The organism is Alloscardovia venturai, assembly GCF_042676605.1.
Taxonomy (GTDB): domain Bacteria; phylum Actinomycetota; class Actinomycetes; order Actinomycetales; family Bifidobacteriaceae; genus Alloscardovia; species Alloscardovia venturai.
In genome coordinates, this window is sequence record NZ_JBHTHQ010000021.1 from 276,049 (window position 1) to 296,541 (window position 20,493).

Annotated in this window: 17 protein-coding genes; 2 read left to right on the forward strand and 15 right to left on the reverse strand. The window is 46.6% G+C overall.

Features of this window, described 5'->3' with window-relative positions; translation table 11 throughout:
• Nucleotides 1-4: 4 nt before the first annotated feature.
• The 9 genes from ACFQY8_RS04585 to lepA form a co-directional block, all read right to left on the reverse strand.
• Nucleotides 5-1,042: a tRNA (adenine-N1)-methyltransferase gene (locus ACFQY8_RS04585; RefSeq protein WP_377938718.1), complete on the reverse strand. Its 1,038-nt coding sequence runs from the start codon at nucleotides 1,040-1,042 to the stop codon at nucleotides 5-7.
• A gap of 83 nt (nucleotides 1,043-1,125) precedes the next feature.
• The gene (locus tag ACFQY8_RS04590; RefSeq protein ID WP_377939196.1) at nucleotides 1,126-1,638 is read right to left on the reverse strand and encodes a GrpB family protein; all 513 of its coding nucleotides are present in this window, start codon (nucleotides 1,636-1,638) and stop codon (nucleotides 1,126-1,128) included.
• A gap of 215 nt (nucleotides 1,639-1,853) precedes the next feature.
• On the reverse strand, nucleotides 1,854-3,827 hold the full coding sequence (locus tag ACFQY8_RS04595; protein WP_377938719.1) for an ABC transporter ATP-binding protein: 1,974 nt from the start codon (nucleotides 3,825-3,827) through the stop codon (nucleotides 1,854-1,856).
• A 2-nt stretch (nucleotides 3,828-3,829) separates the two neighbouring features.
• Entirely contained in the window at nucleotides 3,830-5,587 is a 1,758-nt protein-coding gene (locus ACFQY8_RS04600) for an ABC transporter ATP-binding protein (protein WP_377938720.1), read from the reverse strand.
• A complete protein-coding gene (locus ACFQY8_RS04605) occupies nucleotides 5,580-6,203 on the reverse strand; it encodes a MarR family winged helix-turn-helix transcriptional regulator (protein ID WP_377938721.1) in 624 nt (207 codons plus the stop codon). Before ACFQY8_RS04605 ends, ACFQY8_RS04600 begins: the two co-directional genes overlap by 8 nt.
• Before the next feature lie 123 nt (nucleotides 6,204-6,326).
• On the reverse strand, nucleotides 6,327-7,217 hold the full coding sequence (locus ACFQY8_RS04610; RefSeq protein WP_377938722.1) for an ABC transporter ATP-binding protein: 891 nt from the start codon (nucleotides 7,215-7,217) through the stop codon (nucleotides 6,327-6,329).
• Nucleotides 7,218-7,238: 21 nt separating this feature from the next.
• Nucleotides 7,239-8,069, reverse strand: coding sequence for a hypothetical protein (locus ACFQY8_RS04615; protein WP_377938723.1), 831 nt, complete (start codon nucleotides 8,067-8,069; stop codon nucleotides 7,239-7,241).
• Nucleotides 8,070-8,206: 137 nt separating this feature from the next.
• A complete protein-coding gene (hemW, locus tag ACFQY8_RS04620) occupies nucleotides 8,207-9,409 on the reverse strand; it encodes a radical SAM family heme chaperone HemW (RefSeq protein ID WP_377938724.1) in 1,203 nt (400 codons plus the stop codon).
• 2 nt (nucleotides 9,410-9,411) lie between these two features.
• A complete protein-coding gene (gene lepA / locus ACFQY8_RS04625; protein ID WP_377938725.1) occupies nucleotides 9,412-11,292 on the reverse strand; it encodes a translation elongation factor 4 in 1,881 nt (626 codons plus the stop codon).
• 103 nt (nucleotides 11,293-11,395) lie between these two features.
• Between lepA and rpsT the strand changes: the two genes are divergently transcribed.
• Nucleotides 11,396-11,656 (forward strand): 30S ribosomal protein S20, encoded by a 261-nt coding sequence (gene rpsT, locus ACFQY8_RS04630; protein WP_377938726.1) that lies wholly within the window; start codon nucleotides 11,396-11,398, stop codon nucleotides 11,654-11,656.
• Nucleotides 11,657-11,814: 158 nt separating this feature from the next.
• Here the strand turns inward: rpsT and ACFQY8_RS04635 are convergent, their stop codons facing one another.
• From ACFQY8_RS04635 to ACFQY8_RS04645, 3 genes are all read right to left on the reverse strand, one after another.
• On the reverse strand, nucleotides 11,815-12,945 hold the full coding sequence (locus ACFQY8_RS04635; RefSeq protein WP_377938727.1) for a branched-chain amino acid aminotransferase: 1,131 nt from the start codon (nucleotides 12,943-12,945) through the stop codon (nucleotides 11,815-11,817).
• 177 nt (nucleotides 12,946-13,122) lie between these two features.
• On the reverse strand, nucleotides 13,123-13,713 hold the full coding sequence (locus ACFQY8_RS04640) for a 50S ribosomal protein L25/general stress protein Ctc (protein ID WP_377938728.1): 591 nt from the start codon (nucleotides 13,711-13,713) through the stop codon (nucleotides 13,123-13,125).
• 193 nt (nucleotides 13,714-13,906) lie between these two features.
• The gene (locus ACFQY8_RS04645) at nucleotides 13,907-14,671 is read right to left on the reverse strand and encodes an excalibur calcium-binding domain-containing protein (RefSeq protein ID WP_377938729.1); all 765 of its coding nucleotides are present in this window, start codon (nucleotides 14,669-14,671) and stop codon (nucleotides 13,907-13,909) included.
• Between the two features lie 356 nt (nucleotides 14,672-15,027).
• Between ACFQY8_RS04645 and ACFQY8_RS04650 the strand changes: the two genes are divergently transcribed.
• Nucleotides 15,028-16,956 (forward strand): AMP-dependent synthetase/ligase, encoded by a 1,929-nt coding sequence (locus ACFQY8_RS04650; RefSeq protein ID WP_377938730.1) that lies wholly within the window; start codon nucleotides 15,028-15,030, stop codon nucleotides 16,954-16,956.
• 106 nt (nucleotides 16,957-17,062) lie between these two features.
• Here the strand turns inward: ACFQY8_RS04650 and ACFQY8_RS04655 are convergent, their stop codons facing one another.
• From ACFQY8_RS04655 to ACFQY8_RS04665, 3 genes are all read right to left on the reverse strand, one after another.
• Complete coding sequence (locus ACFQY8_RS04655) at nucleotides 17,063-18,073, reverse strand: Gfo/Idh/MocA family protein (RefSeq protein WP_377938731.1); 1,011 nt, start codon at nucleotides 18,071-18,073, stop codon at nucleotides 17,063-17,065.
• 93 nt (nucleotides 18,074-18,166) lie between these two features.
• Nucleotides 18,167-19,120: a GTPase Era gene (gene era, locus ACFQY8_RS04660; protein ID WP_377938732.1), complete on the reverse strand. Its 954-nt coding sequence runs from the start codon at nucleotides 19,118-19,120 to the stop codon at nucleotides 18,167-18,169.
• Between the two features lie 12 nt (nucleotides 19,121-19,132).
• On the reverse strand, nucleotides 19,133-20,491 hold the full coding sequence (locus ACFQY8_RS04665; RefSeq protein WP_377938733.1) for a hemolysin family protein: 1,359 nt from the start codon (nucleotides 20,489-20,491) through the stop codon (nucleotides 19,133-19,135).
• Between the last annotated feature and the right edge of the window lie 2 nt (nucleotides 20,492-20,493).

The window sequence follows — 20,493 nt, forward strand, 5'->3', positions numbered from 1 at the left end:
GGTTCTATCCTACCAGCGTGCGTATTTGCGTATCTAAATCGCGTAAGACCTTACGCAATTTCTTATCTGACATATCGCGCAGTTCAAGCTCGGAAACATTAATCCCTGCTTCATCAATATCTGTAGTCGTATCTTTATTAGGTCTGTCGCGTTTTTTCAGTGCGGTAAATCCGTCTGCCATAGCGCGAGCGAATACCAAAAATCCTGTGTGCCCAATCATGGAATGCTCAGGACGCACTGCAAGCCCATCCACTTTCCAATTTCGCTCTAAGCTCTCCTGCACATGTGGCACAGTCCATTGTCCAGACTGTTCAAGATGCTCGACGAGCCTGCTGAGCTGTGTGGTCGTCGTTACATAGCATGTGAGAACTCCACCTGGAGCAATGAGACGGTGCACTTCATCGACACGGTTCCACGGATCAAGCTGGTCAAGCACGATCCGGTCAAAGTAATTATCCTGAAGCTGCGGTGCTTGAGAATCAAAATCTCCCGCAATGATGCGCCACCATTGCGGGCGTTCACCATAAAAAAGAGTAGCATTTGCTTCACAAATACGTGCAAAGTCGGAGCGCATCTCAATAGTCGTGAGCTCTCCGCTCTCCCCCACGGCCTCTAAAAGGTGAATCCCCATAGCGCCAGAGCCGCCACCGGACTCGAGCACTCGCATACCCGGACGAATATCTCCCAGCTCGATAACGGTTGCGATGTCTTTAGGATACATAATCTGCGCACCACGAGGCATGGAGAGCACATAGTCAGCCAAACGAGGTCGTAACACTGTATACTGCCAACCACCAATGCGTCGGCTGGATTTCCACGGCTTACCTGGACGGTGTGAGCTATCTACATCTTTGCGCGATGTGCCTGCTATAGTTTCAATGACTCGACCTTCAGATTGGCCAATAATTGAGTCATGAAGTATCTGGCCATGCTGAGTATCTGTAGATCCGCCTGACACGAGCTGAAAAGTTAGCATATGTCCTTTACGGTCTGTCAGCTGTACTTTTTCACCTGCAGTTAGTGGTCCACGCTTGATGCTCATAGGAGATATTGTAGCGAAAAGAATAAATAAGTAATTAGTTTTGCCTCTGATAAGACTTTTCTATCACAGAGAAAAATTACCATTTATAACAGTCCGCATTCTTTATACCCCTTTTCGATGCATCCAGACTTGTACTCCATATACTTATCTATGTCATCAGGATAAAGCGCCGCTGCTTTCTCCTTTACTTGCGAATACTCGAGGATAAAAGCAGGATGACCGCGCAGATAATCCCTAAAGGTAATATGTCTCAGTAATTCCTCGGAGTCTTGAGGGCATACATATAAATGATGCGTCATTAAATCATTTTTATTATTGTAGGAGAAAGCTTCTCTGCCTTGAATGCCCAAATTTCCCTCATACTTATACCCTCTCTCTTCAAGTAGTTGCTTCATCAGTGTAAATTTATCATTGCGAATGACAATGTCGAGATCAATAATCGGTTTCGCTGATAGCCCTTCCACTGATGTGCTACCGACATGTTCAATAGTGATTGAATTGAGAATAATCTCGTCTCCCAATGAGTCCACAATCTTTAAGAATTCCTCTTTCCACCTCGGATTCCATTTTTCAACTACAACTTTGAGTGTTTTCATCAATTATTTGTCTCCATCAATTACGCGAACTTATCCCTTGTTATATTAATGTTCTATTGATTGCGGAAAGAATCCATTTCAAAATCACATAGTAAGATGTCCGTCAAAAAATAAACTGCCCCGCAACCCATAGGAACTATTATTCATAGTCCAAAGATTACGGAGCAGTTCATAACAATATGCGCTTTACCTCACAATCATCGCAGCACCTTTATTTAGTTATCCTCGTTCTTACCAGCGAATTGCGAATTGTAGAGGTTAGCATACGCGCCTCCAAGAGCGAGCAACTCATCGTGGTTACCTTGTTCAACGATATTTCCATGGTTAACAACCAAGATGATGTCTGCATCACGGATAGTGGATAAGCGATGAGCAATGACGAATGCTGTACGACCAGTGCGCAGAGTATTCATCGCATGCTGAACCTTCATCTCCGTGCGAGTATCCACCGAACTGGTAGCCTCATCCAAAATCAAGATATCTGGATCAGACAAGTAAGCGCGGCAAATAGTGAGAAGTTGCTTCTCACCTTGCGACATCTCTGTAGTGTCGTCATCCAAGACGGTGTCATATCCGTGTGGCAGACGTCGCACAAACTCATCGACGTGAGTCGCTTTTGCTGCTTCGAGCATACGCTCTTCGCTGATGTGAGACTTATCGTGAACGCCGTAGAAGAGGTTATCCCGAATAGTGCCTTCAAACAGCCACGTATCCTGAAGAACCATGCCGAAGTGACTGCGCAAATCCTGACGCGTGAGTTCAGAAACATCAACGCCATCAAGGCGAATGTGACCGTCGTTAATCTCATAGAAGCGCATAAGCAAGTTCACCAAAGTTGTCTTACCCGCGCCCGTTGGGCCAACGATAGCGATGGTCTGACCTGGCTTAGCTTCCATAGACAAATCAGTGATAAGTGGCTTGTCTGGGACATAAGAGAACTTCACATGGTCGAACTCGACATGACCCTGAACGCCACCTCTGTCGGTAACACGAGAAGCAAGAGTTGGAGTGTTCTTATCCTCTTGTTTTTCTTCTTCCTCATCAAGGAATTCAAAGATGCGTTGTGCAGATGCAAGGGCAGACTGCAAGGTTGAGCCCATCGTAGCTAACTGACCGAGAGGCTGTGTGGACTGTCGGGAGTACTGAGAGAACGCCTGCAAATCTCCCAAGGTAATCTGACCGTTAATCACACGCAAACCACCAAAGATAGCCACAATAACGAAAGAAACATTCCCGGCGAAAGTTGTTAGCGGATTCATCATCGACGATAAGAATGATGCTCCCCAGCTTGCTTTATAGAGGCTCTCGTTGTATTCATCAAACTGCTTCTCAACGAATGCTTCTTGACCATACGCACGTACAATCATGTGCCCTGAGAACATTTCTTCTACGTGAGAATTGACCTTACCTGTATTCTCCCACTGCTTGACGAATTGAGGCTGTGTCAGTTTCAAAATCCCACCCACAATGATAAGGAGCACAGGAATAACAATCATTGCAATCAAGGTCAACATTGGAGAAATAGAAATCATCATGCCAACAGTTGCTATGAACTGGAAAACAGAGAAGAAGAACTCTGCAAGCATCTGCTGCAAGGACTGCTGAATATTGTCGACATCATTCGTGGTGCGGCTCATCACTTCACCGCGTGGCACGCGGTCAAAGTAGCTCAGCGGCAATCTGTCAATCTTTGTTTCGATTTCATCGCGCATTCGATAAACGGTACGAGACGTAATACCTGCCATGACAAAAGTTTGAAGATAGCGGAAGGCCATAGCGACGACGTAGATACCCACGGTCATGAGCATAATCTTGAGGAACGCATTCCAATCGACTCCAACGCCAACTTTGACGTTATAGTTGGACACCATGGATGCTACCTTGTCTTGTCCTGCTTTCTTCATCATGTCTACGACTTGCTCAGTAGTGACACCATCAGACAAATGCATCTTTGTAGCAAGATTGCCCAAAAGCTTGCCTAAAATACCCGTGAAGAGTACATCGGTACCTCGTGCCATGACTTTAGGAGCAACGACGAGTAGCGCTACGCCGATAAGTCCCGAAAGAATCATGACTATCATCTGCCATGTATCACGCATAAGGTACCCAATGAGACGTGCAAGCGTATGACGACGGCTTCCCTTCTTTGCTATTGGTCTTGCCGTCGGAGAAGTGTGATTTTCTGCCATGGTTATGCCTCCTCCTCAATGCTTAATTCTTCAATATCAGGACCTTGCCCGCCTTGGGACTCCACGATTTCACGATAAGTATCACACTGCGCCATAAGCTCTTCGTGCGTGCCTTCTCCCACTATTTTTCCATCGTCAAGAACGATAATTTTATGGGCGTCACGAATGGAAGATGCGCGTTGTGCGACGAGAAGTTGGGTCGCGTTGCGAGTGATTGGTTCAAGCGCCTCACGCACTTTGCGGTCCGTTGCCATATCCAGTGCAGAGAACGAATCATCGAAACTATAGATTAGCGGTCTACGCACGACAGCTCGCGCAATGCACAGACGCTGCTTTTGACCGCCGGAGAAGTTTGTACCACCTTGCGCCACGTGAGCGTCAAGACCTTCTGGAATTTCGCGGACAAAATCTTCTGCCTGCGCGATACGCAATGCTTCCCAAAGCTGCTCATCGCTCGCCTGAGGATTTCCATATTTGAGATTCGAGCGGATAGTTCCTTGGAAAAGAACTGCTTTCTGTGGGACGGCGCCAAAGAGAGTTGCGAGCTGAGCTGGATCATACTCTTTGACATTATGTCCATCGACGAGAATCTCGCCTTCAGTGACGTCAAACATACGCGAAGCTAAACGAATAATTGTCGATTTACCTGAACCTGTCGCGCCGATAAACGCTGTCGTTGTACCTGGCTCAGCAGTAAAGGAAATATCGCTTAATACAGGGTCATCTGCACCAGGATATGAGAAGCCGACATGCTTGAATTCAATAGTACCGTGAGCAGATGGATTGGTAAAAGGATTTTTTGGAGCAGTGATAGAGCTCTCAGCTTCCAAAACTTCATTAATACGACGTGCTGCCACAGCTGCGCGAGGAAGCATTACGGACATCATCGCAGTCATACCAACACCCATCATGATAATCATGAGGTACTGAATGAATGCTTGCAGAGAACCGATGCCCATCTCTCCTGACTCGATACGATGTCCGCCAAACCATTGAATTGCAACGGTAGAAAGGTTGATGATAAAGAACATGGTCGGGATCATGGCGCCCATCCAGCGGCCGATACTCAAAAGTACACGGAATACATCGTTGTTAGTCTCGTCAAAACGTCGACGTTCGGTATCCTCACGTACAAACGCGCGGATAACGCGAATACCGCTAATCTGCTCTCGAATGGAACGATTGATAGCGTCCAACTTGGTCTGAAGTCGCGAGAAAAGTGGGCCAAGATTGCCCATTATCACTCCCATGACGATGAGAATGATAGGGATGATGATAGCGATAGCCCATGTAAGTGGACCATCTTGCTGAGCAGCCATGATGATACCACCGACGAGCATAATTGGCGCCTGCAGCATAATGAGTAGCGCTTGCATTGTCGCCTGCTGTACTTGCTGAACATCATTCGTTGCACGAGTAATGAGCGACCCTGCAGAAAAAGTCTCAATTTCCTGAAGTGACAGTGTCTCTACATTTGCAAAGTAGTCCTTGCGCACTTCGTAGCCTAGTCGCATAGCGATGCGCGTGGAGAAGTATACAGCGATGATGTTGAGCACAATCTGCCCTGCTGCTACTGCCATCATAGTCCAGCCGATGTTCCACACCTTATCGGCATCTCCAGCTGTTACCCCGTCATTGATGATGTCTGCCTGAAGATTTGGCAGATACAAGTTCAAAATGGTTTGACATACTTGAATCAGGAAGAGAAAAGTCACCTGACCTACATGCCTTCCTAAATAATTACGCCACAATTTAAGCATGTGTCGCCTTCCTGTTTTTCGTGTTTTTCTCTTGTTTGTCCTCAAGATGATGGGACTGACGAACCCAGCGTTGATGTGCGTCGGCAAAAACTTGAGTAAAAGTTTTTCCTTCACTTTTTATAGCTGAACTCTTCATCGCATTGTCTACTTCTCTCAAACGCTTGTCCATAGTGTCAAAGTCGTTCCATTCCACGTCTGGTCCAAGAATTTGTGTCACGTGCTGACGAAAATCTTTAGCTTTTACATTTTCAATAATTTGATCAAGATAGCTAGATAGCTGATGGATATCGTCATCTGAGAAACCGTCAAAAAGCTCTGTCTGAACTTGCTCGATAAGTGCAGCACGTGTCTGAAGCAGATTTTTTCCCCTGTCAGTCAGCCGCACAAGAGTAACTCGATAATCTTCTTCAGACTTGATTCTTTCTGCTGTACCTGCGTACTCTAGCTTTTTGATAAGCTGTGTCACACTTGCAGGAGTCACCTCAAGCTTTTCGGCAATTTGTCCTGCAGTAAGCTGTCCACACTTGTCAAGCATATGAAGTGTACGCAACGAATTATCGGCACTCGAATCAAACTTTCGCGAACGAGTGAAATATGGCTGACGAGAAACGAGCACAAGTCTGAGTATTGTTTCAGTCCTGCTTGGTGTACCCGTATCACACCTCCTTAACTATTTTACTTTACCTGAACGTAATAAAATAAAATAGTAGCAGAGGTACTTAACTTTGAGATACTTAAACTAACTATGTGCGATTTTCGTTGCAAATGCTGACCATCGTCCATCATTATGCACTACTGTCAGCGACATATTAAACAGTGAACTTAAACGATCATCTGTGAGCCCCTGCTCAAGTGCACCCGCATAGACTATCGTGCCTGGGTTCGGATTGATAATCTGTGCGCCATCAGCAGGAACCTCTGTGGAAGCTTTCGTATGCGTATCAATAATTGCAGACTGCTCATCATCAAGTCTTCCTAAGAGAGCAATATGGTCAAAACCTTGCGGAATCTCTTCGAGTCTGTGCGTCACAAGAATGGCAGTTTTACGCGTTTCGACTCGCGCTAATTCACTCAAGGCATCTACGACGAGTTCGCGACCTCCGAGGTCCAACCCTGTCGTAGGTTCATCAAGAATAAGTATATCTGGGCGTGCCATAAGCGCTCGGCATATGCCAACGCGCGTTCGTTCACCTTCGGAGAGTTTATACATGCGCTTGCCTGCAAGATACTCTATGCCATAATGTCTCATAAGTTCACGCGCAACCACATAGGAGTCAGCTGTATACTCCCCATACCAATTGCCTACTCGAGCATCAATAGCGGACACTATGACGTCAAGAGGATCTTCTTGCGGGTCAAACTCTCGATTAAGCATATTGGATGCAAGACCAATGCGATGTCGATATGAGAAGACATTAACTTTGCCGAGACGATTTCCGAGAATATCGACTGTGCCACTTGTAGGGTGAAGACGGGTCGCCATCATAGAGACAAGAGTTGATTTCCCTATCCCATTAGGTCCAAATACAACCCACTTCTCCCCTGGGTTTATACATAAGGAAACGTCAGCGAGGATTGTCCTACGCTGACGTCTAAAGAGTACATCATGAAGTTCTACGGCTGCTGTCATGAAACATATTGTACACAAGCTTTAGATTGCTGTACCGTATTGGTCCAGATGTGGATTCTCCGATGATGGACGCGACACGATAAAAAGATTGAGGATGCCTACAGCAAAGACAATGACTACACCAGAAATTACCCAAATACCTGGAGTCCAGAAGAGGAAAGAGATGAACCCGCATCCCGCAAGAATGATAATTCCCCAATTGAGTAGGCGTACCCACCACCCCAAGTTATGAGCAGCAGGCTTGCGGTAAGCAGAAAGTTGTACTTGTCGAATGTCATCCATGCGGTCAAGCTGAGCGAGCTGATCGTAATAATTCGTCGGTTCACTTCGGGCAATAACCGCCAAGACAATGAGGGAAATAACAAGCACTATTACAGGAATAGAGTAGCTCCACGCCGGCGCTTTGAGAACAGCCATGACAATCATCGAAACAACTGACAAACCTGCTACAATCCACGAAGACAGGGAACCCCACCAACGAGGCGAATGCGCAAAACGCGGCACACGCGTACGCTCGGCAGCCTCTTTCTCGCGCTGAACTTCTTCACGTTCAAGCTGCTTTCGTGCTCGCTCACGTAATTTACGCTCTTTTTTGATTTCCTTCTTTTCTGCGCTTACGGCAGTGACTGTAGGGTCAGCTGAGGGGATAATTTCGCTACCCACTTCATGCTGCTGTACAGAACTACTCGGCTTCCATTCACCCTTACTCTTGCTTTGCAGGCGAAGAGAGCGGTCTTGGAGCGACTGCTCGTCCAAAAGTCCTGCGCGTGAGCGGATATTGCCTTGCTGAGACTGATCTTGACCTCGACGCTGACGCTTCGCTTCCGCACGACGTTCTGCTCTATTAGCCATATTCGCTCCTTCTGCAAACTATAAGTCCGCTAGACAAATACACACAACTTCCCCTAGTATAGACAGCTCACCCTGACTTTACTCGATAGAGAAGGCTGAACGACCTATCCACCTCCCTATTTCCTTCACCCATCTTCTCATCTGCCCACTGCTGCAAGAATCTGAGAAATGAGTAAGTCATTAAGAAGTCTCCCCTTACGGGTTACTTTCAGATACCCATCATCGAGAATTGCTAAATCATCTCTGATAAGCTCATCGAGTGTAACACTTGGAATTTTTATCTGCGCATGTCTCTCAAATGTATCGATATCAAGACCATCACGCATACGTAATCCAAGGATTGCCTCTTCTTCTAAGCGCATCGTGGCATCAAGAGTTTCACTATCATCCCACGGAATTCTATTTTCGTGGATAACGGCTCCCCAGCGTTTCGGATGAGTGATGTCCCACGCGCGCAGATTCTTAGCGTTATAGTGTGAATGCGCTCCAGGCCCGATACCAGCCCAATCTACGTTTTTCCAATACCCTACATTATGACGAGATTCATATCCTGGTCTGCACCAGTTTGATATCTCATACCACGATAGCCCCGCAGCCTCAAACATCTCATCTGCAATCTCATATTTCGCAGCTTCATCATCGTCATCAGGTCGAGGAAGTCTACCTGCAGCAATCATCCGTCCCATTTTTGTATGAGGCTCTACAGAGAGCGCATATGCGGAAATATGATCTACGCCTAAGTCAAGAGCAGCTTCCACCGTTTCCCGCCAGTCGTCCAAGCTTTCTCCTGGAGCACCATATATCACATCAACGCTGGAACGCATTCCAAGCTTACGCGCAGCATCAACGCCTTTGATAACGTTCTCATGACTATGCGTGCGATCAAGCGTCTTTAATACGTGAGGAACGGCTGACTGCATACCGAAGGAGATGCGGTTAAAGCCGCCGTCTCTCAATTCTTCGATGTAAGGAGCATCAACAGTATCTGGATTTGCTTCTGTCGTAATCTCGGCATCATCCGCAATTCCCCATACATCTCGTATATGCGCCACAAGTCGCACTAAGTCATGAGCGGGGAGAATGGTAGGAGTGCCACCTCCGAAGAAGATAGTCTGAGCAGGAGGTTCGTCAATGTGATGTTGCTCCTGCCATGCACGCGTAAGGTCCATCTCTCTCATGGCCATGTCTGCATATGAGTCTCTGGAGACGCCTGAACCCAAGTCAGTAGCGGTATATGTATTGAAATCACAATATCCACAACGTCTCAGGCAAAATGGGACATGTACGTAAACCTCATAAGGTGTAGCTAAATTATGCTCTGTCTCGGACAGATGAGTCATATCTACTGAGCCTTCTGAGCTGCACGAATTTTGTCTTTAGTGTCCCTGTCCGTCGGCTCGTCAGTGGACAATGCAGCGATAAATGCTTCTTGTGGCACTTCCACATGTCCTAGCATCTTCATGCGCTTCTTTCCTGCCTTCTGCTTTTCTAAGAGCTTACGCTTACGCGTGATATCGCCGCCATAACATTTAGCAAGTACATCCTTGCGAAGTGCACGGATAGTTTCTCGCGCGATAATGCGAGAGCCGATGGCAGCCTGAATAGGAATTTCAAACTGCTGACGAGGGATGAGTTCACGCAGCTTTTTTGTCATCATGACACCATAAGAGTAAGCCTTATCACGATGGACGATAGCAGAAAATGCGTCAACGGTTTCACCTTGGATGAGGATATCAACTTTGACAAGATCTGCCTGTTGCTCACCATCTTCATGGTAGTCCAAAGACGCATATCCCTTAGTTCTGCTCTTCAACTGGTCAAAGAAATCGAAGACAATTTCAGCCAGTGGAATCCTATAATGCATTTCCACACGTTCTGGAGAAATGTACTCCATAGTTCCCATCTGACCGCGATGATCTTGGCAAAGCTCCATCACTGATCCAATAAACTCTTTCGGACAGATGATATCTGCTGCGACGACCGGTTCTGTAACTGAGCGAACCTTGCCCTCAGGGAATTCACTCGGATTCGTCACATGATGTTCAGAGCGGTCTTCCATCGTCACATCATACGTCACCGATGGAGCTGTAGAGATAAGATCCAACCCGAATTCACGACGTAAGCGTTCAGACACAATTTCCATGTGAAGAAGACCGAGGAAACCGCAACGGAAGCCAAAACCTAACGCGACAGATGTCTCTGGCTCATAGACGAGTGCTGCATCATTGAGCTTGAGCTTATCAAGTGCATCGCGCAAATCGGGGAACTGTGCATTATCTATAGGAAACAGTCCCGCGTAGACCATAGGTTGCGGATCACGGTACCCCGAAAGAGGAGTGGCCGCTGGGATACTTTCTGAGGTAATAGTATCCCCCACTTTAGACTGACTCACGTCCTTTACACCCGTGATAATATACCCTACTTCGCCGGCACCAAGTGCTTTCGTTGGCTGCATTTCCGGGCTAATTACGCCAAGCTCGATAGGGTCGTGCACAGTGCCGAGCCCCATCATGCGAATCTTTTCACGACTCTTGAGCTCACCGTCTACCATGCGGATATAGGTGACAATACCCCGGTAGGAGTCATACACAGAATCAAAAATTAATGCACGCGCAGGGGAATCAGGATTTCCTTGAGGAGCTGGAATTTCCTCGACGATACGATCGAGGAGCTCAGACACGCCTTCACCCGTTTTCCCAGATACCCGTAAGACATCAGAGGCATCGATACCCAATAAGCCTGCAATCTCATCGGCGTGAGCATCAGGATCTGCGCTAGGAAGATCAATTTTGTTGAGCACAGGAATAATTGCTAAGTCATGGTCGATAGCCATATACAAGTTTGAAAGAGTCTGTGCCTCGATGCCCTGTGTTGCATCGACGAGAAGGACAGCCCCCTCACACGCGGCAAGCGAACGAGATACTTCATAGGAGAAATCAACATGCCCCGGGGTATCAATCATACCGAGTGTATACTCAGTGCCATTGACAGTCCATGGTACTCGTACTGCCTGGGATTTAATTGTGATACCGCGCTCCTGCTCGATATCCATACGATCAAGGAAACGATCGTGCATCTCACGTTGCTCTACAACGCCACTGAGCTGCAAAATGCGATCAGCAACGGTTGATTTTCCATGATCAATATGCGCGATAATGCAGAAATTGCGGACCAAAGACTGGTCCGTAGAGCCAGGTTGATTCTTTGCCTGAGTAATTGGCATGAGTGCCTTCCTTGATGTTACATGCTTTCTGCAGCTAATTCTACATGACTCATGGTATGATAAAGGCTTGTATGCCGTGTAACAAACGTTTGGAGAATTAAAAGTGGCAAATATTAAGTCGCAGAAGAAGCGCGTTCTCACCAATGAGAAAGCACACAAGCGCAACGTGGCTTTCAAGAGCCAGTTGAAGAGCACTGTCCGTGCTACTCGCGAAGCTATTGAAGCTGGCGATAAGGCTGCAGCACAGGCTGCTTATGCAGTAGCTGCTAAGAAGCTTGATCAGGCTGCTGGTCGTGGCGTTATTCACAAGAATCAGGCTGCAAACCGTAAGTCTGCTTTGGCTCTTGCTATTAACACTCTGTAGGATTTCTTTGTAGAGATTACGTTACAGAGAATAAGAAACCGCTTATCTACTTGTGTGAGTAGACAAGCGGTTTCTTTATTGCTTCTATACGCACTTATAATGCTTAGAAAGATACAAAACGTTATATCTTCATACGCTATACAGGCACATGAGCAAAATTAATCAGTAATTTTCCACATCCAGTTATGAGGATCTTCTATTTCTCCCCACTGAATGCCCATCAGATGTTCGCGCAAATGCGCGGTATACTCGCCGACCGCTTGTCCGTTAACTTCCACATCAAACTTTTCAGACTTGAAACGACCAATCGGCGTCACGATAGCAGCAGTGCCGCATGCAAACACCTCGGTAACCTCTCCGGACTTAATGTCTTCAAGAAGATCCTCAAGCTTAATCATCTTTTCGACAACGTCACGACCATCATCTTGAGCAAGCTGGATGATAGAGCGCCTCGTTACGCCTGGAAGAATATTGCCATTGAGGCTTGGAGTCTCTAAATGACCGTCCTTGTGGACAGTGAACATGTTCATCCCGCCAAGTTCTTCAAGGTAGGTCTTCGTTGATGCGTCGACAAAGCATACCTGCTCACAACCATTGGCAATACCACGATATTCACCGACAAGGGAAGCAGAATAGTTGCCGCCACACTTTGCAAAACCAGTACCACCAGGACCAGTGCGGAAGTACGTGTCTTCAACCCAAATGCTGACAGGCTTAATGCCTTGCGGGAAGTACGGGCCAGATGGAGAAGCAATCACACAATATTCCACTTCCTTCGCCTTACGCACGCCTAAGAAAGACTCAGAAGCAAACATAAATGGACGCATGTAGAGAGTGTAGTCGTGCCTGCTTGGAACCCAGTTACGGTCTGTTTTTGCAACTGCAGCTACCGATCCGATAAAGTCCTCGACAGGTAATGTTGGAAGAGCTAAACGGGTTGCAGAGTTCTGGAAACGTTCCGCATTTGCATCAGGACGGAAAAGCCACAGAGAGCCATCAGCATGACGATACGTTTTCAGCCCCTCAAAAATTTCTTGCGCATAGTGCAATACAGATGCACCTGGATCCATCTTGAGTGGCCCATAAGGCTCGATGCGACGATCATTCCATCCCTCGCCCTCAGTCCATGACATATGCGCCATAGAGTCAGAGAATACTTGACCAAAGGCAGGTTTATCAATCATCGCCTCGCGCTTAGCATCGGGTGTAGGGTGAGAATTTGGCAGAACAGTAAATGCTGAAGCCAGTTTATTCACGTAATCTGGATTATGATGATTTTCAGTAGTCATATATCTTCTCGAATTCATCGTATGTACAACTTAATAATTACGCGCTTGTGACGCATGTATGATTACTCATTACTTTGTCACAACTGTCACGCAAGCGCCATGAAAGTTCAATATCTGAAAAGGACCCTACACAATAAATCTGTGCAAGGTCCTTTCATTTTACAAAGTGAGCAAAACTTACTCAGCTGCCTCTGTTGCCTCAGCTTCATCCTCTGTAGAAGCATCATCACCTTCAGGAACAGTAACGGTGACAACTGGCTCTTCAAGATCAGCCTCAGCAAGCTCAGAGCCTTCAGGAAGGACGACATCCTTCAAGAGAACCTTTGCGCCATCCATCAAACCGTCAACAGAAACGGTAAGACGCTCAGGCAGGTTCGCAACATCTGCCTTCAAAGCGATTTCCTGCATATCTACGAATGCGACTGCTGCACCCTTTGGAGTGCCCTCAACGAATACTGGTACGTTGACGACAATCTTCTCGCCAGCCTTTACTTCGTAGAAGTCGACGTGCTCCACAGTACGCTTGACAGGATTCTTCTGAACATCCTTCACAACTGCCATCTTCTTTTCGCTGCCAAAGTTAATCTCGAACAGAGCATTGGTATGACGAAGAGCGAGTGTTGTTTCCTTTGCAGGAAGCTTAACGAAGGTTGGCTCGTCACCGCCTGCGTAAATAGTTGCAGGAATCATCTGTGCAACGCGCATACGACGTGCTGCACCCTTACCAAACTCGTTACGTACTTCACCATTTAAAGTGATATCTGCCATAATGTTTCTCCTTAATCTGGCTTTGGGACACTCGAAAACCAGCAGGAGAAGAAGTCTATAAGAAATTTCTCACTGATGGGCCAAGTCGATTACGGGATGTACTCCCCTCGCCAAAGCAACAATGGTAACTGTACCATAGGGGGAGGGAAAACGTCATGGCGCGGGTTCTCCTCCCCTGACTCGTACATTTGCGCTATTCGCAGGCAACCCCGTCATGATCTCGGTCAAGGCGTGCTCTATATCCTGGTTCGTTTTGGTAGAGTGGAGCCTTCCCAGCGCTTCTTACAGCCGCACAGTTGGGGTAGTATACGTTTGTTTGTGAATTTTGTGCTGCCGCCGCCGCAGCCGCTGCAGCAGCCTGCGCTTCTCGCTGTCGCTGTGCGTTTTGCGCATCAATTTGTTTCTTATACGCAATGTTGGCGTTGACATCACTGACAGCTTTGTCTACTTCACCTTCAGCTGCGACGATATCCTTTACATTTGCGGCTTGCCTAATTTGAGTGTTTAGAGCATCGATTTTAGTCTGCAACGTATTTCGGTAGTCGTTATTCTCTACTTGTCCGTTGCTCGAATCTAAAAGTGCTTTTGCCCGATTGTATTTATCTTGAGCTTGATTTTTGTTCTGCCGAAGATATACATTTTCATTTTCGATAACCTTATTAAGGCTATCTTGCGCTACGTTCACTTGTTGTTTAACAGATTTCTTATCAATCTTTCCTGAGAGCATAGTCTCCAGAGTTTCTTTTTGACGCGCTAAATCGTCACGTAGACTGTTATCTGAGACATTATCTTGAGATTTTTCTAATTCACTCGTAATTCGCGAGAGAAGCGTTTGAGCTTCACTTTTGACCTTTTTTAGCTCTTCTATTTTAGATTTATCATCTTTGATTCTTTTGCTCCTCGCTACTGAACTCGTAGTCGTTGTGGTCAGGGGGGGGCTTCGATGTACTTGTACCACATGACACTACTGACATATACAACCCTAAACTTGTGAAGATAACTAGAGCGTTACGAAAATATTTATTCACCATCGAATTTCTCCTATTCTCTTGTATTATTTTTTAGTTTTTGACATTTTGTCGCGAATTATAATACCTTATTTTCTTAACAAACAAAATTAAGTTCGCGTCATGAGCTACTTTTCATAACATCTCGCTATCCACTCCACGCCGTAAAATAAAGATAGTTTAGCGCTCTCAAGGGAGGATACTCGTGAGCTTTTTAGATACAGTTTCTCAAAGCTTTAAACAGACTATCGATAAAGTTAAAGAAACGGTTAAATCCACTTCTCATCCGCAAGATGAGGAGCAACATATGACTTTCGGAACACCTACAACGTACGATAAGTCAGCTTTCCGAGAACCGCACATTATGAATTGGTCCTCACCTGAATTCCCTACTACAACTTTCATTGATCCTGAGTCAGGACTCTTAACGACGACAACTGAAGGTGTCCGCTCTATTCCAGAAAATATGAGCGTTTACAATCTGTATGAAGCACGTGCCAAAGATATGGGAGATGAAGTTCTCTATACTTTCAAATCTCATGGTGAGTGGATTGACAAAACTGCTAATGAAACTTTAGCTGACATTCGGTCCACCGCTAAAGGCTTACTCAAACGAGGTGTCAAAAAGGGAGACCACATCGCGTTCATGTGCCAGACCTCGTATGAATGGGATATCTTCGACGCGGCTGTGCTTGCGGTCGGCGGTATTCTTTCAACGATTTATGATACAGACTCCGCCGAGCAAATTCGTATGATTGTCAACAATTCTGATGCTACACACCTCGTGGTCCAGACTAAGGACATGCTCGAAAAAGCGGAGGGGGCTGTCGAAGAATGCCCGTCGCTCAAATCAATCACATGTTTAGAGAATGGCGCATTAGAAGAACTTCAAGCATATGGCACAGCCGTTCCTGATACTCAACTTGATGAGCGTATTCGCTCATTGAAGAAGACAGATTTGTGCTCCATCGTTTATACTTCTGGCTCCACGTCGGCGCCAAAGGGCGTAGAGATGACACATGAGAACTATCTTGCTTTCGCGATGAATTTGAAGGCATTCATCCCTGATCTCGTCGATGACAAGAATAATTCTGTGCTCATGTTCCTTCCACAGGCGCACGTCTTCGCGCGCGCTGTCAATTATGGCGTAATTTATGGTCGACTTCACGTCTACATCGCTACTGGAATCAGCACCTTGTTGCAAGATCTTGCTAAGGCAAAACCTGCAATTATGATTGGCGTCCCTCGTGTATTTGAGAAGGTATATAACGCAGCCTCTCAGAAGGCGGGTCGAGGTGTGCAAGGACACGTTTTTAACGCGGCAGCAAACGCAGCGCGAGATTATATGACCGAAATTTCCGAAACGGGTCATGCAACCGCACTCTCAGCAGCACGTCGTGCAGCATTTGATCCTGTGGTCTACGCATCACTGCGTCAAGCACTCGGTGGTAATGCTAAATGGCTTGTGTGTGGCGGTGCTCCTCTCGATCCTCAGCTTCTTGCTTTCTTCCGAGGCGCAGGTATTCCTGTTTATGAGGGCTATGGTATGACTGAGACAACTGCACCATGTGCATTTACCCCACGTTCTGTCCCATTCCATGCTGGTTCTGTAGGCATAGCATTCCCAGGATTTTCTATCCGACTCGCTCACGACGGTGAGATTCAAATTAAGGGAGCAGGTGCATTCAACGCTTATCATAAGAATGATGAGGCAACAAAGTCTACATTCACTGAGGATGGATGGATTGCATCGGGAGATTTAGGTGCACTCACTCCTGAAGGCTTGCTCTATATCACGGGACGTAAGAAGGATCTCATCATCACTGCTGGTGGTAAGAATGTATCCCCAAGTCCTATTGAGGAAGCCATCAAGCGTTGCTCACTCGTCTCTCAGGCTTTAGTCCTCGGAGATAAGCGCCCATTCATCTCAGCTCTTATTACTTTAGACGAACCAGCTGTACGTGCATGGCTCGAAGCCGAAGGTCTTAACCGAGATATGTCTATGGATGAAGTAGCATCTAATGCTGCTGTCCGTGCAGAAATTCAGAAATTCGTGGATATAGCAAATGAAGGTGTTTCTCGCGCCGAATCGGTACGTAAGTTCATCGTCCTTCCAGAAGAATTTACACAAGAGAATGGCTTACTGACGGCTTCCATGAAGGTTATCCGCCCAAAGGTCCTTGCGCGTTATCAGACTCTCCTCGACACTGAGATGTATAAGCCACGCAAGAAGTAGTGATATCTATATTTCTTTAGTATGAGATGATAAATTAATAAAATACTGTGGCGCCACCCTCCTATACGAGAGTTCGGCGCCACTTTTATATCCGTTCCATACACGGCTACTTTTCAAACGGATATACCATTCCCCATTTTTCCCGCAACTCATCGCATATAGTCATGATCCGAAGAGTTTCCGAATGTGGCATTTCTTGAGTTTCGATATCGCCATGAGCTATAGCCTTAATTGTGGCATCTACCTCATATTCAAATCCCGTGAGCTGACCTGGAATATCTACTTCTTCAACGACAACGTAGTTCTTGTCAAGTACCATAATTTTCTCAGGATTATTAATATTTTCTACACGAATCAGCCCACGCGTTCCACGAATGAAACCGCACCTATCTCCCACTTCGTGATAAGACGTCGTCATACTCGCCATGATGCCGTCATCAAGCCAGAACGTCGATTGAGAAATCTCATCTACGCCCTGTGAAGAGAGTCGTGCAGAGGTTACTATATGATCAATATCGGCATTGTCCGTTGCCATTGCAATGAAATTGAGCGGATATACGCCCACATCCAAGAGTGCTCCACCTGCAAGTTCACTTTTTACTAAGCGTTCTTTGTGAGCCATGGGATACGACAAGTTTGCACTGATGGAGACTATTTCACCGATTTTCCCTGAATTGATAATTGCATTGATAAGGTGCCTCGTAGGAAGAAAACGTGTCCATATCGCTTCGACGCATGTCAGACCCGTCTCTTTTGATTTTGAGATAACCGCACGCGCTTGTTCAGCATTCGCGGTGAAAGCTTTCTCTACGAGTACGTGCTTTCCCGCCTCCATACAGGCAATCGCTTGCTGAGCGTGCATGGCATGAGGAGTGGCTACGTAGACAAGGTCAACTTCAGGATCGTCGAGCAGCGCGGCATATGTGCCAAATGCATTATCAATACCGAAGTGACCGGCAAACTCATCCGCACGATCTTGACTATCATGTGTTGCCACCGCATAAAGATTTACTTTCCCGGACCACCGTTCATCATTTTCCATGTCAATGATAGTAGTGGCCATTTTTTGTGCGATATGTCCGGCACCGAGAATGGCAATATTTGTTGTGTATGTCATCTTTGACCTCCTTTCGCTATTGTATATGAATGTGGCGCCGCGATAAATATCGCCACGCCACATTTTCGTACAACGGACCTTTTACAAGAAAGATTAATTAAACCCTAATCGTTCAAGTTTCTTTGGGTCTGACTGCCAATCCTTAGCAATCTTTACGTGAAGTGTCAATGTAGATTTCATTCCTACAATGCGATTAATTGGAGTACGCAGTTTCTTTTTGACACGGACTAGATTGGCAGCACCTTTACCGAGAATGATAGGCTTCTGGCTCGAACGTTCAATGTAGATAGATGCAAAGACCTGCGCACGCCCTTCTCCCACGGCATCATCGTCTTCTTCGGGATACTCAATTCCATCAACCGTCACTGCAAGTGAGTGTGGAAGTTCATCATCAAGCTGTTCGAGAAATGCTCCACGTATGAGCTCTGCTATGGTCTCCTCTGGTCCTTCTTCGGTTACCTGCTCTGTAGGGTACATTTGAGGACCCTCGGGCATCTGCTGCGCAAATACAGAACGTACCTCTTCGACGTTGTCATACTCTTTCGCAGAGACAGGAACAATCTCTGTAAAGTTTCCAAATTGATCCATCTCTATGAGTTTTTCGACAAGTTCCGATCGACTCAAACCGTCAATCTTCGTCAGAACGCCAAGTACAGGCTTCGTCCATCGCCAGTTCCCGTCCTCATCTTTGTGAGAAAATTGAGAGCGCAGGCGGCTCAAAATGCGACGGTCTCCCGGACCAATCTCCTGATTCGCCGGCAGAAGGAATGCCACAGCATCAGCGTCAGCAAGAGACTCATCAACCATATCGTTGAGGCGCTGCCCGAGAAGAGTACGTGGGCGATGGATTCCCGGAGTATCGACAAGTACAATCTGATAATCCTCTGTCGTCAAAATCGCACGAATTACTTTTCGCGTCGTCTCCGGACGTGATGATGTGATAGCAATCTGGGTACCCATGAGCGCATTAATAAGTGTAGATTTACCTACGTTTGGACGTCCCACTACTGCTAGGAAACCTGAACGGTAGTGCACATTTTCAGTCATAATATTCTCTCTTTACGCTTCTTCAGGCTTACTTTCATCGGTCTTTGAAAGGCTTTCTTCGATTGTATCAGCGCTACGACGAATTTCGATAGTAGACACTTTCTTACGACGTCCAGCAGAATCTACTGCAGTCAGGTCAAGACCGCGAGTGCGGGCAGTCGCTCCCACGATAGGTACACGTCCCAATGCTTTGGTCAGTAGCCCATAGGCTGTGTCGACATCATCCTCATCCAAATCAATCTCGAAAAGCTCTTCAATATCTGTGATAGATGTGCGGGCAGGGACCCTCCAACCGCCGTCATCCATACGTTCCGGTTCACGATGCTGCACACGATCGTGCTCATCTTCAAGTTCACCTACTATTTGTTCAAGTGCATCCTCAATTGTGACCATCCCCGCGATACCGCCGTACTCATCGACAACAACTGCCAGATGGCTACGTTTCGTTTGCATATCATGGAAAAGATCATCGACAGGTTTCGATTCAGGTACGAACATTGGCTCTCGTACAATGGACTCTACCGTTCGGCTTCCCGCAGCCGGATTAAAGGCGGTAGCCCGCACAGCATCCTTGAGATATGCCACGCCGATTAGATCATCTACTGACTCTCCAGTCACGGGAACTCGCGAGTATCCCGATCGGGAGCAATCCTGAAGCATTTGTGTTAACGTCGTATCTTTTTCAATGAAAAACATATCCGTACGAGGGACCATAATTTCGCGAGTGAGTGTATCCGACAAAATAAGTACGTTACGCATCATTTCAGAAATCTCAGAGTCAAATGTGTGAGTTTCGATAAGCCTCTCAATAGTCGCGCGCGCCTGCTCGTGGTGAATTTTTTCAAGCTCTTCTTCATCAGAGAGAGCATTGGATGATTGTACACGGTCAAAACGCTTACGAGGCATCAGTCGCATCGCTGACGATATAAATCCTGCATACTGTAAAAGAACTCGCACAGACTGTTGGTTCGATGAGCGTGGCGATACGATTACGGCAATTAACGCACTAAATAAACCTACAGCGATGCCGACACTAATCTGTACCCACACGGATACGCCAAGTACTCCCGTAGCGGAAGCTACCAGCACACCTATAAGGACGTTCGCTACAACCCGCCAAAACGTGCACGTAACTGATGCACGTGCACGTTGAGTGACGACACGTTGCGCACGATGTATACGTTTCAAACTTTTCCGGCGTAAGAAGTCCGACTCATCACTTGAACGTACATCAAGTACAAGATTGTTGAGATTAGAGCGAGTTACTCGCGATATTGCAGATTCGCTCGACGCCATAATCAGGGAGAACCATAAAAGTAACGCCGAGATAAGAAAGAAAGAAGCGACGAGTATAACGGAAGTAACACTCATAA